This is a genomic window from Streptomyces sp. CB09001, from assembly GCF_003369795.1.
GTDB lineage: Bacteria > Actinomycetota > Actinomycetes > Streptomycetales > Streptomycetaceae > Streptomyces.
On the sequence record NZ_CP026730.1, the window covers coordinates 4,795,557 to 4,812,021 of the forward strand.

Sequence of the window (16,465 nt, forward strand, 5' to 3'; positions counted from 1 at the left end):
GCGTTCTGGCTGGTTGCGTACCTCTTTGTGCAAAGTCGTATTCGCTCCGTGAAGGTTGGGCGTAGGCTCGGGCATATGCGGATTGCGGTTTCCTTGGCGGGCGGGGCGCGGCGGGTGCCGCGGGCGGCGGGAACGGGAAGTGGAGGGGCGCGATGAACGACAGCACGGTCACTCTTCCCTGGCTGGTCTTCCGGCAGGACGACAACGGCAATCGCTACCGCGTGGGCAGGTACGCCACCCGGGCGGAGGCCCAGAAGATCGCGGACACCCTCGACGGCCGCGGCCACAAGCAGCTCTACTGGGTCGAGAAGCTCGCCGCGCCCGGCGCGGGTGCGGCGGACTGAGCCACCGCGGCCCGGCCCACCGCGGCCCGGCCCACCGCGGCCCGGCCGGGCAGGCCGTAGGCTCCGGCGAATGACGGAACGGATCGTGGTGGGTGCCGCCCTGCTCGACGGCGGGCGCCTGCTCGCCGCGCGTCGGAGCGCGCCCGCCGAACTGGCCGGACGGTGGGAGCTGCCCGGCGGCAAGATCGAGCCGGGCGAGACGCCCGAGGCGGCGCTCGTGCGCGAACTGCGCGAGGAACTCGGGGTGGCGGCCGAGGCCGGTGAGCGCGTCCCGGGGCAGTGGCCCCTGCGGGCCCCCTTCGTCCTCCAGGTGTGGACCGCCCGCCTGCGCCCCGGCTCCGCGGCCCCCGCACCCCTGGAGGACCACGACGAACTGCGCTGGCTGACCCCCGGCCAGATCTGGGACGTGCCCTGGCTGGACCAGGACGTACCGGCCGTCGAGCGGGTGCTCGCACACCTGGGACCCGAGGTGAGCGCCGCGAGGAACGGTACCGAGCCCGGATAAAGGGTATGTGCCCATTAACCCCATGAAAACGGACAGTAGTGGGGTCGTCGGCCGGGGAAGTGATCGGCGTGAGTGACGGCGAGGGCGACTCGGCCGAGTGGGTCTTTCCCGCGGCGCCGGACGCCGTGCGCACCGCCCGCTCCCTGGTCCGCCGCACCCTGGGCGAGTGGCGGCTCGACAGTGTCGGGGACATCGCCGCCCTGCTGGTCAGCGAGCTGGTCACCAACGCCTTGCGGCACGCCACCGGCCCCATCGGCGTCCGCCTGGTGCGCAGTCCCGACGGGGTCGCCGGAGCCGCCGGAGCCGCCGGAGCCGCCGGAGCCTCCGGAGCCGCCGGGGCCGCCGGGGTTGACGGGGTCCTGCTGGTGGAGGTCTCCGACCCGCTGCCGGACCCGCCACGCGAGCGCGTCGCCCGCCCCGACGACGAGGACGGCCGGGGTCTGCAGTTGGTGGCCTCCGCCGCGCGGCGCTGGGGCACCCGTCCCGGGGAGGCGGGCAAGACCGTGTGGTTCGAACTCGCCCTGCCGCGCTAGCGCGACGACCTCGTGACGCACCGTCGTCGGCACGCCGACGGATGCCCGAAATGTACCCGTATCGTCCCTGGTTCGGATCGCCAACCGGTTCAGGCCAGTGGCAGTTGTGGAACCGCGTGATTCGATGCCGTGTCCGCTGGTTAGAAGACTGGAAGTGTTGTCGCGGTCCGGACCGAAAACCATCGGGACCGTGCTGTGATCGTGAACACCGTGTCGTGCGGCGCCGTAGTGCTGGATACTGCGGGCAGCCGCCTCCGGTGACCGGTGCCGGATGCGGTGAGCTGGAGGGGACGGTTCGCGTGAGCGAGATACCAGCGAGGGCCAAGGAGTCCACGGAGTCCGAGGGCCCGTCGGCAGACGCGCCACTCGGTGACGCGGTGTGGCAGAGCAGCCCGCCCGGCTCCATCTACGACTACATCAAGGTCGCCTCCTTCTCCATCGGCCCCGACGGACTCGTCGACCAGTGGAGCCTGCGTGCGGAGCAACTGCTCGGCATCCGGGCCGAGGACGCCGTGGGCACCGACCCCATCGAGGCCTTCATCGACCCCGACCTGCGGGAGCGCGGCCAGCGCAAGATGACCGAAATCCTCGACGGCCGGGAGTGGACCGGAGTGGTCCCCTTCCGGGCACCGGACGAGGCCGACGGCACGGCGCGGCACGCGAGCGGCCGGGACACCGGCGGCCGGCGCGGACTCGCCGAGGTGTACGTCATGCCGACGCGCACGGAGGACGGGGAGAAGGCCGCCGTCTGCATCGTCGTCGACGTCCGCGTCCTGCGCAGCATCGAGACCGATCTCGCCGCGTCGCAGGCCATATTCGGCCAGTCTCCCTTCGGGTTCCTGCTCATCGACCCCGACCTGACGGTGCGCCGCGCCAACCAGCGGTTCGCCGCCACCTTCGGCGGCACCCCCGACGACCACCGCGGCAAGGGCGTCCACGACTACCTGCCGCGCGCCGAGGCCGACCGGGTCACCGCGACCCTGCGCCGGGTCCTGGAGACCGGCGACTCCATCACGGACATGCACGTCACGGGCTTCGTGCCGGGCTCGGAGGGACGCCGCCACTGGTCGGTCAACCTCTACCGCGTGCACAGCGGTTCCGGCCGGCCCATCGGCGTCGCCTGGCTCGGCACCGACATCACCGCCCGCCGCCAGGCCGCCCGCGAGGCCGCCAACGCCCGGCGCAACCTCGCCCTCCTCAACGAGGCCGGAGCCCGCATCGGCAACTCCCTCGACCTGGAGACCACCGCCCGCGAACTGCTCGACGTCGTCGTCCCCGGCTTCTGCGACCTGGCCACCGTCGACCTCTACCAGGGACTGCTGGTCGGCGACGAGACCCCGCCAGGACTCGCCGACGGCAGCGCGGAACTGCGCCGCGTCGCCTTCTCCAGCGCCGTCTCCGACGCCCCGTTCCTCGGCACCGGCGAGCGGGTCAAGCTCGGCGCCGTCCACCACTACCCGTTCAACTCACCCTGCGCCGACGCCCTGCGCACCGCCCGGCCGCGCAGCGTCCCCGCCGAGGACGGCGGGCTCGTGCAGTCCACGCTCGCCGTGCCGATGGTCGCCCACGACACCGTCGTCGGACTCGTCCAGTTCGCCCGCACCAAGGGCAGCGAGCCGTTCGGCGAACGCGACCGCGACCTCGCCGTGGAACTGGCCGCGCGCGCCGCCGTCTGCATCGACAACGCCCGGCTCTACCGCCGCGAACACGAACGCGCGCTGATACTGCAACGCTCCCTGCTCCCGCCCGGCGACCCGGAGGCCTCCGGACTCGACATCGCCTGCCGCTACCTGCCCGGCGAGGCGGCCACCGGCCGGGCCAGCGAGGTCGGCGGCGACTGGTTCGACGTGATCGAACTCCCCGGGCACCGCACCGCGCTGGTCGTCGGCGACGTCATGGGCCGCGGTCTGCGCGCCGCCGTCGCGATGGGCGAACTGCGCACCGCCGTACGCACCCTGGCCCAGCTCGACATCGAACCGGCCGAGGTGCTCTCCCAGCTGGACGAGATCGCGCGCGGCCTCGGCGCTCCCGGGGGCGTCCAGCAGGCCACCCGGGCCGCCCGCCGCCCCCGCGAGGCCGACCTGTCCGAGGTCTACCTGGCGACCTGCGTGTACGCCGTCTACGACTCGGTGACCAGGCGCTGCACCTTCGCCAACGCGGGCCACCTGCCGCCCGTCCTGGTCGAGCCCGGCGAGAGCGCGCTGATGCTGGACGTGCCGCCCGGTCTGCCACTCGGCGTCGGCGGCGAGCCCTTCGAGGAGGTGGAGGTCGAACTGCCCGAGGGCGCCCTGCTCGCCCTCTACACCGACGGCCTCGTCGAGAGCCGCGACCACCCCCTCGACGAGGGCCTCCAGGCCTTCGTGGGCGCCCTCACGGACCCCACCCAGCCCCTGGAGGACGTCTGCGACCAGGTCCTCAACACCCTCGACAGCCACCACGGCGAGGACGACATCGCGCTGCTGATGGCCCGGGTCCAGGGCCTGCCCAGCGACAGCGTCGGCGACTGGACCCTGCCGCGCGAGCCGCGCAGCGTCGGCCGGGCCCGCGAGTACGCCCGCGCCCAGCTGCTGGCCTGGGACATGGAGCCGCTGGTCGACACGACGGAACTGCTCGTCAGCGAGCTGGTCACCAACGCGCTCCGCTACGGCGAGGGCGAGATCAGGCTCCGTCTCCTCCTCGACCGCACCCTGGTCTGCGAGGTCTGGGACTCCGGCCTGGTCCAGCCGCGCCGGCGTCGTGCCCGGGACACCGACGAGGGCGGCCGCGGCCTGCAACTGGTCGGCCTGCTCAGCGCGGCCTGGGGCTCACGCCGTACGCCGCGCGGCAAGACGGTCTGGTTCGAACTGCCCCTGCCGGGCGCCGACACCCGGCTCACGGACCCCGCGGAGGCCTTGCTGAGCCTGTTCTGACCCGGCCCGGCGTCGTACGGGTCCGGGCCCGCCGGGTACGGCGCACATGCCCGTACCCGGCCAGCAGCAGGGCTGCCCCGGCCGTGACCAGGGGCGGCACCAGATCGGCGGAGATCACCGCCACGCACCCCTGATCGCAACCGGAACACCGGTTCGAGTCGTCCCCGCAGGCACCACGCTCGGAGCGTAAGCGCGGCGACCGGTCACCGCGACCGGGGACGGACCACAGGGAGGGGACACCGTGGCGGCCACGGAACCGAGAAACACCGAACCGAAAGACACCGAACCGAAAAGCACCGAACCGAAAGACGCCGAACCGAAAGACGCCGAACCGAAAGACGCCGACGGCGAGGCCGGGCCACCCGGGCCACCCGCACCCGAGAAGAAGAAGCGGCTCCGCCGTACCCGCCGCATCACCCTCGCCGTCCTCCTGGTCCTGCTCCTCCCCCTCCTCACCGCCGAGACCGCCCTCCGCATCAACTACATGGGCGACCCCGCCGACGGCACCCACACCCGCAACCGCGACGCGATCTGGCTCGGCCACGCCTGGGTCGACGGCCGCAAGAAGGACGCGGACCTCACCGCGCTGGCCCGAGACCTGAAAACCACCGGCATCCGCGACCTGTACGTCCACACCGGCCCGATGGAACACGACGGCACGCTGCCGAAGTCCCTCTACCCCAGGGCCCGCTGGCTGGTGGACGCCGTGCACCGCGAGATGCCCGGCGTCCGCGTCCAGGCCTTCCTCGGCGACGTCCTCGCCACCGAGAGCCCCGACGGCATGCGCCTGGAGAAGCCCGCCACCCGCGCCGCCGTCGTCGACTCGGCCCGCCAGGTGCTGGACGTGGGCTACGACGGCGTCCACCTCGACCTGGAACCGCTGCATTCGGGCGACGGCGACTACCTCTCGCTCCTGGACGACGTCCGCGCCGTCACCCGCGCCCGCGACGCGCAGCTCTCCGTCGCCGCGCACCAGATCGACCCGCTGCCCGGCTTCCACTCCTTCTGGGGCACGGTCGCCGGGCACCCCAAGTGGTGGTCGCAGGAGTTCTTCGGCCAGGTCGCCCGCCGCGTCGACCAGATCGCCGTCATGTCGTACGACACGATGCAGCCCCTGGAGAGCCTGTACGGCGGCTATGTCGCCCAGCAGACCTCGCTGGCCCTGGAGGTCACCCCGCCGACGACCCACCTCCTGATGGGCCTGCCCTTCTACCACGAGAACCGCTTCGGCCACTGGAACCACGCGGAGACCGTCGCCGCCGCCGTCCGCGGCGTCCGCCTCGGCCTGTCCCGCACGGACGCCGACCGGGAGAGGTTCGGCGTCGCCGCGTACATCGACTTCGCGGCGACGGAGCAGGACTGGGCGTCGTACCGGGACGGCTGGGTCCGCTAGGACCGGTCCCGGGACCGGCGCCCGATCTTCGAGCCCAGCCACACCAGCGGGTCGTACTTGCGGTCCACGGCCCGTTCCTTCAGGGGGATCAGCGCGTTGTCCGTGATCCTGATGCCCTCGGGACAGACTTCCGTGCAGCACTTGGTGATGTTGCAGTAGCCCAGGCCGTGTTCGTCCTGGGCGGTGCGTGACCGGTCCAGGCCGGTGTCACCGGCGGCGTCCAGCGGGTGCATGTCCAGTTCGGCGACGCGCATGAGGAAGCGCGGGCCCGCGAAGGCGGGCTTGTTCTCCTCGTGGTCCCGCACGACATGGCAGGTGTCCTGGCACAGGAAGCACTCGATGCACTTGCGGAACTCCTGCGAGCGGTCCACGTCCTCCTGCATCATCCGGTACTCGCCCGGCCCGAGGTCGGCGGGCGGCACGAAGGCCGGGACCTCGCGGGCCTTGGTGTAGTTGAAGCCGACGTCCGTCACCAGGTCCCGGATCACCGGGAAGGCCCGCAGCGGTGTGACGGTGACCGTCTCCTCGCGGGTGAACACGGACATGCGGGTCATGCACAGCAGCCGGGGCCGCCCGTTGATCTCCGCCGAGCACGAACCGCACTTGCCCGCCTTGCAGTTCCAGCGCACCGCGAGGTCGGGGGCCTGGGTGGCCTGGAGGCGGTGGATGATGTCGAGGACCACCTCGCCCTCGTTGACCTCGACCGTGAAGTCCTCCAGGCCGCCGCCCTCCACGTCACCGCGCCACACCTTGAAACGGGCCTCGTAGCCGCTCATTCGGACCGGCCCTCCAGTTCCTCGTCGGCGAGGTACTTCACCAGCTCCTCCTTGTCGAAGAGGGCGAGCAGGTCGGGCCGGATGGGCTCGGTGGTCTGCCGCTCCAGGGCGATCCGGCCGCGCTCCGGGTCCGTCGCCGCGAGGTCGCCCGCCGGTTCGGCCAGCGAGCAGAGCAGGTTGGCCGCGCGCCAGCGCCGGTCCATCGACGGATGGTCCTCGCGGGTGTGCCCGCCGCGCGACTCGGTGCGCTCCAGCGCGGCCCGTGCCACGCACTCGCTGACCAGCAGCATGTTGCGCAGGTCCAGGGCGAGGTGCCAGCCCGGGTTGAACTGCCGGTGCCCCTCAACCCCGGCCCGGCGGGCGCGCACCCGCAGCTCCGCCAGCTTCTCCAGGGCCTGCTTCATCTCCGCCTCGCGGCGGATGATCCCCACCAGGTCGTTCATGGTCTGCTGGAGCTCCTGGTGGAGGGTGTACGGGTTCTCCGGCGGGCCCGCGTCGGGCCCCTGCGCTTCGGCGGAGAAGGGCCGCAGGGCCTCCGCGGCGGCCGCGTCGACCTGGGCGTCGTCGACCCGGGGGCGGGCGTCCTCGTCCGTCCGCTCCGCCGCGTACTCGGCCGCGTACCGTCCGGCCCGGCGCCCGAACACCAGCAGGTCGGACAGCGAGTTGCCGCCCAGCCGGTTGGAGCCGTGCATGCCGCCGGCCACCTCACCGGCCGCGAACAGCCCCGGCACCCCGCGGGCGGCGGCGGTGTCGGAGTCGACGGCGACGCCGCCCATAACGTAGTGGCAGGTGGGCCCGACCTCCATCGCCTCCGCCGTGATGTCCACGTCCGCCAGCTCCTTGAACTGGTGGTACATCGAGGGCAGCCGGCGCCGGATCACCTCGGCGGACATCCGGGTCGACACGTCGAGGAAGACCCCGCCGTGCGGTGAGCCCCGGCCCTCCTTCACCTCGGCGTTGATCGCGCGGGCCACCTCGTCGCGGGGGAGGAGTTCGGGCGGACGCCGGTTGTGGTCCGGGTCGTCGTACCAGCGGTCGCCCTCCGCCTCCGACTCGGCGTACTTCTCCTTGAAGACGTCGGGGACGTAGTCGAACATGAAGCGCTTGCCCTCGGAGTTGCGCAGCACCCCGCCGTCCCCGCGCACCGACTCGGTGACCAGGATGCCCTTCACCGAGGGCGGCCAGACCATGCCCGTCGGGTGGAACTGCACGAACTCCATGTTCAGCAGCGGCGCCCCGGCCAGCAGCGCCAGGGCGTGGCCGTCGCCGGTGTACTCCCACGAGTTCGACGTCACCTTGAAGGACTTGCCGATGCCGCCGGTGGCGATGACCACCGAGGGTGCCTGGAGGACGAAGAAGCGGCCGCTCTCGCGCTCGTAGCCGAAGACGCCCGAGACCCTTTGGTCCTCCTGGAGCACGCGGGTGACCGTGCACTCCTGGAAGACCTTCAGCCGCGACTCGTAATCCCCGGTCTCGCGGAAGTCCTCCTGCTGGAGCGAGACGATCTTCTGCTGGAGGGTGCGGATCAGCTCCAGGCCCGTGCGGTCGCCGACGTGGGCGAGGCGCGGGTACTCGTGGCCGCCGAAGTTGCGCTGCGAGATCCGGCCGTCCTTCGTACGGTCGAACAGCGCGCCCCAGGTCTCCAGCTCCCACACCCGCTGCGGGGCCTCCTGGGCGTGCAGCTCGGCCATCCGCCACTGGTTGAGGAACTTGCCGCCGCGCATGGTGTCGCGGAAGTGGACCTGCCAGTTGTCGCCCGAGTTGACGTTGCCCATGGAGGCGGCGATGCCGCCCTCCGCCATCACGGTGTGCGCCTTGCCGAACAACGACTTGCAGATCACGGCCGTACGGGCGCCGCGCTCGCGGGCCTCGACGGCGGCGCGCAGCCCGGCACCGCCCGCGCCCACCACGACGACGTCCCATTCCTGCCGGTCGACCACGGACATCAGAAAGCCTCACTCGTCAGAAGAAGCGCGGATCGTCGAAGACACCGGACGCGACCAGGTACACGTAGAAGTCGGCGAGCGCCACGCTCACCAGAGACGCCCAGGCCAGCTGCATGTGCCGGGCGTTGAGCCGGCCGACCAGCTGCCACATCCGGTAGCGCGCGGGATGCCGCGAGAAGTGCTTGAGCTTGCCGCCGACGATGTGCCGGCAGGAGTGGCAGGAGAGGGTGTACGCCCAGATCAGCGCGATGTTGGCGAGGAACACCAGGGTGCCGAGCCCCATGTGGCCCCAGGCGTAGTGCTCGTCGCGGAAGGCGAGCACGGTGTCGTAGGTGAGGATCAGCGCGACGAGGAGGGCCGCGTAGAAGAAGTACCGGTGGACGTTCTGCAGGATCAGCGGGAAGCGGGTCTCGCCGGTGTACTTCCGGTGCGGCTCGGCCACCGCGCAGGCCGGCGGGGAGGCCCAGAAGCCCCGGTAGTAGGCCTTGCGGTAGTAGTAGCAGGTCAGGCGGAAGCCGAGCGGGAAGATCAGGATGATGATCGCGGGGGAGATGCCCCACCAGGTGCCGAAGAGCTCCCAGTTGGGTCCCGACCGCATCGGCTCGCAGTTCTCCGCCAGACAGGGGGAGTAGAAGGGCGAGACGTAGGGGGCCGCGTAGTAGTCGGCGTTCGCGAAGGCCCGCCAGGTCGAGTAGACGACGAAGGCCAGCAGGCCCGCTGCGGTGGCGGCCGGTGCCAGCCACCAGCGGTCGGTGCGCAGGTGCGGGGCGCGGATGGCGGCGCGCGTCGGGGTGTGGACGCCACCGCCCGGGGGACGGTCTTCGGTGGCTGGCGGTTCGGTACCAGTGGCCACTGGGCGGCTCCGGTCGGTCGGGTCGGGTTGAGGGCCTTTCTCGAGTCCCCGGAACGGGCCCTAGGGGGCGCGGCGGTCGCGGGCGCCGAGACCCTCGTCGTCCGAGTCCGTCCACAGGGAGCCGTCGTACGGCGTGTCGGGGATCGGGACGAGGTCCGGACGCCTGGGCGCCTCCGGCGCGGCAGCCGCCGCCCGCAGCAGCGCGACGCTCTCGCGCAGGTGGTCGGCGTCGGTGCGGACCCGGCGGACTTCCAGGTCGCCGCTGCCCAGCTGCTGTTCCAGCCGGGTCACCGTCCGGGACAGCTCGTCCAGGCTGCGCTGCACCGATGACAGATCGTCGTGCACGGACAAGACGTGACCTCGCTTCCGTCGGACACGGCAGAGGGCCGCCGGCCTTGGGGGGCTACGTTCATGCGCCTGAGAGTGTCGCGCGTCACACCAGTCGCTGGGAAGGGATGTGCAGCGATTGGCCGGGGCGCGTCGGTGCACCGCGGGCGGCATTGCGCCGCACGGGTGACCTTACGCACCGTCGTCGCCGTGTCTCCGAGCGTGGCGGAACCGTTTCCCCTTCAGTGGCCGCATCCCCGTCCGGATACAAATGATCAACTTGAATACCGCACATACGGCAAATGCGGCACAACGCAGCGAACGCGGCCTTCCGGAGGTAGCAGAGATGTCCCACGTCGGCGTCGGACCGCGCGCGGTGATGCGTTCGGTCGCCTTCCTCACCGCGGGCGTCCTCGCGGTCCCCGCGTTGGCCGGCTGCACCTCCGAGGATCCGTCGAGCAAGCCGCTCGCCGAACAGGACGTCGCCGCCGCGGCCCGCGCCAAGATCTCCGACGGCGGCACGCTGCGCTGGGCCGTGGACTCCGTACCGGACACGCTGAACGCCTTCCAGTCGGACGCAGACGCCACGACGACCCGCGTCGCGCAGGCCGTGCTGCCCTCCATGTACCGGATGGACGAGACCGGCAGCCCGGTGCGCAACCCCGACTTCCTGGAGTCGGCCGAGGTCGTCGACACCGAGCCCAAGCAGGTCGTCGTCTACAAGCTGAACCAGCAGGCCGTCTGGAGCGACGGCCGGGAGATCGGCGCCGCGGACTTCGCCGCCCAGTGGCGCGCCCTGTCCGGGAAGGACAGCGCCTACTGGACCGCCCGCAACGCGGGGTACGACCGCATCGAGAAGGTCGAGCGCGGTGCGAACGACCTGGAGGTCAAGGTCACCTTCAGCCGGCCCTACGCCGACTGGAAGGCCCTGTTCACGCCCCTGTACCCGAAGGACGTCACGGGCACCCCGGACGCCTTCAACGACGGCGCGCGGCGGACCCTCAAGGTCAGCGCCGGGCCCTTCGCCGTCAAGAAGGTCGACACCAAGGGCGACCGGGTGGTCCTCACCGGCAACCCGCGCTGGTGGGGCGAGCCGGCGAAGCTGGACGAGATCGTGCTGCGCGCCGTCCCCCGCGACGAGCGGGTCGCCGAACTGGTCGCCGGCCGGCTCGACCTCGCCGAGATCGACCCGGACACCGCCGACGAGGTCACCCTGGCCGCCGGTCCCCGGGACCCCGCCACCGGAACCCCGCTGATGGGACCCGGGGGCACCCCGGCCGCGGGCCCGCAGGGCAGGTCCGCCGCACAGGCACTGCGCTCCTGGGCCATCGCCAACGGCTCCGACGAGGAGGCAGCCGAGGAGGAGCTCCTCGCCCGGGAGGAACGCAGCGAGGCCGAGGCGAAGACCCGGCGCCGGCAGCAGGCCCTGAACGGCTTCGAGCTCCGCAAGTCCCTGGAGCCCGCCTACACCCAGCTCGCCCTCAACGGCGCCGGCGGCCCGCTCGCCGACGAGCGCGTCCGCCGGGCCGTGGCCCGCGCCCTGGACCGCGAGGAGCTGGCCGAAGCGGTGCTCAAGCCGCTCGGCCTCCCCGCCGAGCCCGTGGGCAGCCACCTCGCGCTGTCCGGCCAGCCCGCCTACGCCGACGGCAGCGGCGCCCTCGGCGAGCAGAACGCCAAGGAGGCCCGGGCCCTGCTCGCGGACGCCGGATGGGTTCCCGGCGGCCCGGTGAAGAAGAAGGACGGCGAGGAGGCGGCCGGCGCCGAGAAGGACAAGAAGGACAAGGCCGAGAAGGACGAGGCCGAGAAGGACGAGAAGAAGTCCGAGGGCGACGACGACGGCACGTACATCGTCGGCGAGGACGACGAGGACACGGACGGCAAGAACACGGACGGCCAGAACGACGACGGTGACGACAGCAAGGACGGCGCCGACCAGGAGAGCGGCGAGAAGCACAGCAGCGGCAAGAACACCGCGCAGGGCGGCGCCCCCGGGGCCTACGCCCCCAAGGGCACCGCGGCCCCGGCCGGCGCCGCGGCGGCCCCGCTCGCCAAGGACGGCAAGGCGCTCACCCTCCGCTTCGTGCTCCCCTCGGGACCCGGCTCCGGGACCCTGCGCACCGTGGCCGACCGGATCACGGACATGCTGAAGGAGATCGGCATCGGCACCAAGATCACCAAGGTGCCGGACGAGAGCTACTTCAAGGACCACATCGCCGCCGGCGAGTACGATTTGGCGCTCTACTCCTGGCCCGCCTCCGCGTTCCCCGCCACCGACGCCCGCCCCATCTACGCCAAGCCCGTCCCCGCCGCCGACGGTTCCCTGAACGTCGCCCAGAACTACACCCGGGTCGGCACCGACCAGGTCGACCAGCTCTTCGACCGGGCCCTGGCCACCCTGGACCGGAAGGAGGCCCGGGACCTGCTGCGCAAGGCCGACTCGCGGATCTGGGCGGCGGCCGGCTCCGTCCCCCTCTACCAGCGCCCCCAGCTGCTGGCGGCCCGCAAGAACCTCGCCAACGCGGGCGCCTTCGGCTTCGGGACACCGGTCTACGAGGACATGGGCTTCCTCAAGAAGGGCGCCCAGGGCTCCCGGCCCACCGCCCCGGCCGGCTCCTCCTCCCCGTCCTCCTCCTCGTCGTCTTCCTCGTCCTGAACCCTCCCGGCAAGCCGCAGTCTCCGGAGCCCCGTACCATTGGGTGAGGCCGTGGCATGTACCGCCCGGCAGGCCCGCGTGACACGGACGTCCGCGAGGGCCGTCCTCACACCCTCCGGGAGTACGCCTCACATGACCGCGTCTACAACGCGTCACGACATCCGCAACGTCGCCATCGTTGCCCACGTCGACCACGGCAAGACCACGATCGTCGACGGAATGCTCAAGCAGGCCGGTGCCTTCGCCGCGCACCAGCTCGAAGGCGTCGACGACCGCATGATGGACTCGAACGACCTGGAGCGTGAGAAGGGCATCACGATCCTCGCCAAGAACACGGCGGTGAAGTACCACCCGAAGGATGGCGGCGACGTCATCACCATCAACATCATCGACACCCCCGGCCACGCCGACTTCGGCGGCGAGGTCGAGCGCGGTCTGTCGATGGTCGACGGTGTGGTGCTGCTCGTGGACGCCTCCGAGGGCCCGCTGCCGCAGACCCGGTTCGTGCTGCGCAAGGCGCTCAGCCAGCGGCTGCCGATCATCCTGTGCATCAACAAGACGGACCGCCCGGACGCCCGCATCGACGAGGTGGTCAACGAGACCTACGACCTCTTCCTCGACCTGGACGCCGACGAGGAGCAGATCGAGTTCCCGATCGTCTACGCCTGCGGCCGGGACGGCATCGCCTCCCTCACCAAGCCCGAGGACGGCACGGTCCCGTCCGACTCCACCAGCCTGGAGCCGTTCTTCTCGACGATCCTGGACTACATCCCGGCCCCGACCTACGACGAGGACGCCCCGCTCCAGGCCCACGTCACCAACCTGGACGCCGACAACTTCCTCGGCCGCATCGCGCTGCTGCGCGTCCACCAGGGCGAGCTGAAGAAGGGCCAGACGGTCGCCTGGCTGAAGCGCGACGGGTCCGTGCACAACGTGCGGATCTCCGAGCTGATGATGACCGAGGCGCTCACCCGCAAGCCCGCCGAGAAGGCCGGCCCGGGTGACATCTGCGCGGTGGCCGGCATCCCGGACATCATGATCGGCGAGACCCTGGCCGACGTGGAGAACCCGGTACCGCTGCCACTGATCACGGTGGACGAGCCCGCGATCTCCATGACCATCGGCACCAACACCTCCCCGCTGGTCGGCCGCGGCGCCACCGGCAAGGGCGCCGACAACAAGGCGGTCGTCAAGGACCGCAAGGTCACCGCCCGCCAGGTCAAGGACCGCCTCGACCGCGAGCTGATCGGCAACGTCTCGCTCCGCGTCCTGGACACCGAGCGTCCGGACGCCTGGGAGGTGCAGGGCCGCGGTGAGCTGGCGCTGGCCATCCTGGTCGAGCAGATGCGCCGTGAGGGCTTCGAGCTGACCATCGGCAAGCCGCAGGTCGTCACCAAGGACGTCGAGGGCAAGACGTACGAGCCCGTCGAGCGCATGACGATCGACGTGCCCGAGGAGCACATGGGCGCGGTCACGCAGCTGATGGGCGTGCGCAAGGGCCGGATGGACAACATGTCCAACCACGGCTCGGGCTGGGTCCGCATGGAGTTCGTGGTCCCCTCCCGCGGTCTGATCGGATTCCGGACGGAGTTCCTCACCCAGACCCGGGGCACCGGCATCGCGCACTCCATCCACGAGGGCCACGAGCCCTGGTTCGGCACCCTCACGACCCGTAACAACGGCTCGCTGGTCGCCGACCGCTCGGGTGCCGTCACCGCGTTCGCGATGACCAACCTCCAGGAGCGCGGCGTGCTCTTCACGGACCCCGGCACCGAGGTGTACGAGGGCATGATCGTCGGCGAGAACTCCCGCGCCGACGACATGGACGTGAACATCACCAAGGAGAAGAAGCTCACCAACATGCGGTCGTCCTCGGCCGACTCGTTCGAGGCGATCGTCCCGCCGCGCAAGCTCTCGCTGGAGCAGTCCCTGGAGTTCTGCCGCGACGACGAGTGCGTCGAGGTGACCCCGGAGGCCGTCCGGATCCGCAAGGTGAACCTGGACGCCCGTGAGCGCGCCCGCGCCGCCAGCCGGGCCAAGCACGGCTGACCCCGGCCGCACGACCAACGGCACCGGACACCACGGCTGACGTGGGGTCCGGTGCCGTTCGTCGTGATGCCGACGCGGGCGGGACGCGAGCGTAGGGAAAACCCTCGATTTCCCGGCGGGGCGGCGCGGGGCGGGCAGGGCCGCACTAACCTGCGCGGGAGCACTTCGCCCGGACCGCCGGCGGACGTGCCGGGCGCGGGACATACCTTCGGGCCAGCTTGCACCCAGCGCCCGTTACGCGCAATCAATTTCTGTCGCGCGGACGTCCGTTATACGGACGGTCACCACCGTTAGATGTGTAACAAGTCCGTTTCGCAGCGATCTCGTACCAAACCCTTTGTCCGGATTTTGAAAGATCTGGCCCCTATCTGTGATCGAACCGAGACCTCGAACCTGTGGTTCGTTCCCCGGAGGATGGCAGATAGTTAGAGGCCATCTCATTTGGTAGGTAGGCTGTTGGCCGTGGCGGGGATTGTTGAGCGGCTGGTGCCGGACGAGTTGTGGGAGCTGTTTCAGCGGGTGGTGCCGACGGCGCCGTCGCGGCCTCAGGGCGGAGGCCGGCGACGTCACGGTGACCGGGAGGTGCTGGCTGCGATCGTGTTCGTGGCGACGACCGGCTGCACGTGGCAGCAGCTGCCTGCGGCGTCGTTCGGACCATCCGGTGCGACGGCCCACCGCCGGTTCACAGAGTGGACGAAGGCCAGGGTGTGGGCCAAGCTCCACCGCCTGGTCCTCGACGAACTCGGCTCCCGAGGTGACCTGGACTGGTCGCGTTGCGCGATCGACTCGGTGAACATGCGGGCCCTGAAAAGGGGGAACTGACAGGTCCGAATCCTGTCGACCGGGGCAAGTACGGCTCGAAGATCCATCTGATCACCGAGCGGACCGGTCTGCCCCTATCCGTCGGGATCTCCGGCGCCAACGTCCACGACAGCCAGGCCCTCATCCCGCTTGTGAAGGGCATACCCCCGATCCGGTCCCGCCGAGGCCCCCGCCGACGCAAACCCAGCAAGCTCCACGCCGACAAGGGCTACGACTACCGCCACCTGCGGCAATGGTTGTCACGGCGAGGCATCCGGCACCGCATCGCCCGCAGAGGCGTCGAGAATTCACAGCGGCTGGGCCGTCACCGCTGGACCATCGAACGGACCATGGCCTGGCTCGCCGGCTGCCGCAGGCTCCACCGCCGCTACGAACGCAAGGCCGAGCACTTTCTCGCCTTCACCAGCCTCGCCTGCACCCTCATCTGCTATCGCAGGCTATCTGCTCCCCTCACCCCTCGGCGCTCAGAATCATGAAGTTCCCGGGGTTCGGTACCGGGGTGAATCCGGCCTTCGCGTAGACCGCGTGCGCGTCGAGGGTCGACAGCAGCACGCGCTTGAGCCGATAGGGAGCAAGGTGGTCGCGAACCGCTGCGGCAAGCCACGTCCCGAGCCCCTTGCCGCGGTGGGCGGGGGCAACGTAAACGTCGCAAAGCCAAGCGAAGGTGGCACGGTCGGTGACCACGCGAGCGTAGGCAGCCTGGTCGCCGCCGGCGTCGTAGACGGCGAAGTTCAGCGAGCCGCGCACCGACTCTTCGACAGTCTCCCGGGTGCGCCCCCGGGCCCAGAACGCGTCCGTTGAGAGCCAACGGTGCACTAGTTCCACGTCGAGGCGATCCGGGTCTGTAGAGAGCTCGTACCCGTTGATTCCACCGCTGGTGATCATGAAGCGGCAGCGTATCCATGATGCTTGGTTTTTCCAAGTGGTTGTCACGCCAAATGAGATGACTTCTTAGGCGCGTAGAGCTCGGATAAACGGGTCACGCGCTGACGGGGCGCAGGCTCGCGAGCGTGAGGGTGCACGGCGATCTCATCACCGGCCGATGGCTGGAACGTGGCGCGTGCTCCTCTTTGCGGTGAACCAGCGGATTCATGAGGAGGAACCCATGCGAGGTGCCACAAGCGCCATATGGGTCGCGTCGTCCCCGATGGCAGGTGTAGGCCTCGCGGGTGCGTTCAGTGCCGTCACGGTTGATGCGGCAGCGGCCCGGCGTCGCGAACTTCCTTGACGTCGTGTGCCGTCGGCCGGCAGCCGCCGGCCGTGAGCCAGGGTTCTCCCGGGGCCGTGCCGCCCCTCCGTCTTTGTTCCCCTCGCGCGCTGCGAAAGACGTACGCCGTGCGAAGGCCGTCGGCCGC

The 16,465-nt window shown here is 70.9% G+C and carries 13 protein-coding genes; 8 read left to right on the forward strand and 5 right to left on the reverse strand.

All coding sequences use genetic code 11. The features are described 5' to 3' along the window. Positions 1 to 152 precede the first annotated feature (152 nt). The 5 genes from C4J65_RS22510 to C4J65_RS22530 all read left to right on the forward strand — a co-directional run bounded on the left by C4J65_RS22510 (position 153) and on the right by C4J65_RS22530 (position 5,684). Positions 153 to 344: an SPOR domain-containing protein gene (locus tag C4J65_RS22510; RefSeq protein WP_115744019.1), complete on the forward strand. Its 192-nt coding sequence runs from the start codon at positions 153 to 155 to the stop codon at positions 342 to 344. A gap of 70 nt (positions 345 to 414) precedes the next feature. After that, entirely contained in the window at positions 415 to 849 is a 435-nt protein-coding gene (locus tag C4J65_RS22515; protein ID WP_115744020.1) for a (deoxy)nucleoside triphosphate pyrophosphohydrolase, read from the forward strand. Between the two features lie 38 nt (positions 850 to 887). Continuing rightward, a complete protein-coding gene (locus C4J65_RS22520; protein ID WP_115744021.1) occupies positions 888 to 1,382 on the forward strand; it encodes an ATP-binding protein in 495 nt (164 codons plus the stop codon). Positions 1,383 to 1,681: 299 nt separating this feature from the next. After that, entirely contained in the window at positions 1,682 to 4,291 is a 2,610-nt protein-coding gene (locus C4J65_RS22525; RefSeq protein ID WP_115744022.1) for a SpoIIE family protein phosphatase, read from the forward strand. Between the two features lie 241 nt (positions 4,292 to 4,532). Beyond that, positions 4,533 to 5,684, forward strand: coding sequence for a glycoside hydrolase family 18 protein (locus C4J65_RS22530; RefSeq protein WP_115744023.1), 1,152 nt, complete (start codon positions 4,533 to 4,535; stop codon positions 5,682 to 5,684). Here C4J65_RS22530 and C4J65_RS22535 read toward each other — a convergent pair. Genes C4J65_RS22535 through C4J65_RS22550 form a run of 4 tightly spaced genes read right to left on the reverse strand, consistent with a single transcriptional unit; the run spans position 5,681 to position 9,610 of the window. Beyond that, positions 5,681 to 6,460: a succinate dehydrogenase/fumarate reductase iron-sulfur subunit gene (locus tag C4J65_RS22535; RefSeq protein ID WP_115744024.1), complete on the reverse strand. Its 780-nt coding sequence runs from the start codon at positions 6,458 to 6,460 to the stop codon at positions 5,681 to 5,683. The two genes, C4J65_RS22530 and C4J65_RS22535, sit on opposite strands and share 4 nt — an antisense overlap. Beyond that, positions 6,457 to 8,406, reverse strand: coding sequence for a fumarate reductase/succinate dehydrogenase flavoprotein subunit (locus C4J65_RS22540; RefSeq protein WP_115744025.1), 1,950 nt, complete (start codon positions 8,404 to 8,406; stop codon positions 6,457 to 6,459). Before C4J65_RS22540 ends, C4J65_RS22535 begins: the two co-directional genes overlap by 4 nt. 16 nt (positions 8,407 to 8,422) lie before the next feature. Next, on the reverse strand, positions 8,423 to 9,259 hold the full coding sequence (locus C4J65_RS22545) for a hypothetical protein (RefSeq protein ID WP_115744026.1): 837 nt from the start codon (positions 9,257 to 9,259) through the stop codon (positions 8,423 to 8,425). 60 nt (positions 9,260 to 9,319) lie between these two features. After that, positions 9,320 to 9,610, reverse strand: a complete 291-nt coding sequence (locus C4J65_RS22550) for a hypothetical protein (RefSeq protein ID WP_162833293.1) — start codon at positions 9,608 to 9,610, stop codon at positions 9,320 to 9,322. Positions 9,611 to 9,932: 322 nt separating this feature from the next. On the opposite strand from C4J65_RS22550, the gene C4J65_RS22560 reads away from it, so the two are divergent. The 3 genes from C4J65_RS22560 to C4J65_RS22570 all read left to right on the forward strand — a co-directional run bounded on the left by C4J65_RS22560 (position 9,933) and on the right by C4J65_RS22570 (position 15,586). Next, positions 9,933 to 12,239, forward strand: a complete 2,307-nt coding sequence (locus C4J65_RS22560) for an ABC transporter family substrate-binding protein (protein ID WP_115744028.1) — start codon at positions 9,933 to 9,935, stop codon at positions 12,237 to 12,239. 132 nt (positions 12,240 to 12,371) lie between these two features. Then, positions 12,372 to 14,288 carry a translational GTPase TypA gene (typA, locus tag C4J65_RS22565; RefSeq protein ID WP_115744029.1) on the forward strand — a complete coding sequence of 639 codons (1,917 nt, stop codon included), beginning with the start codon at positions 12,372 to 12,374 and terminating at the stop codon, positions 14,286 to 14,288. 471 nt (positions 14,289 to 14,759) lie between these two features. Further along, a protein-coding gene (locus tag C4J65_RS22570; protein ID WP_162833616.1) for an IS5 family transposase occupies positions 14,760 to 15,586 on the forward strand; the annotation gives its coding sequence in 2 pieces (ribosomal slippage) (positions 14,760 to 15,108 and positions 15,108 to 15,586; 828 coding nt in all). On the opposite strand, the gene C4J65_RS22575 is transcribed toward C4J65_RS22570, so the two are convergent. Next, positions 15,561 to 15,995 (reverse strand): GNAT family N-acetyltransferase, encoded by a 435-nt coding sequence (locus C4J65_RS22575; RefSeq protein WP_115744030.1) that lies wholly within the window; start codon positions 15,993 to 15,995, stop codon positions 15,561 to 15,563. The genes C4J65_RS22570 and C4J65_RS22575 overlap by 26 nt on opposite strands. Positions 15,996 to 16,465: the final 470 nt, after the last annotated feature.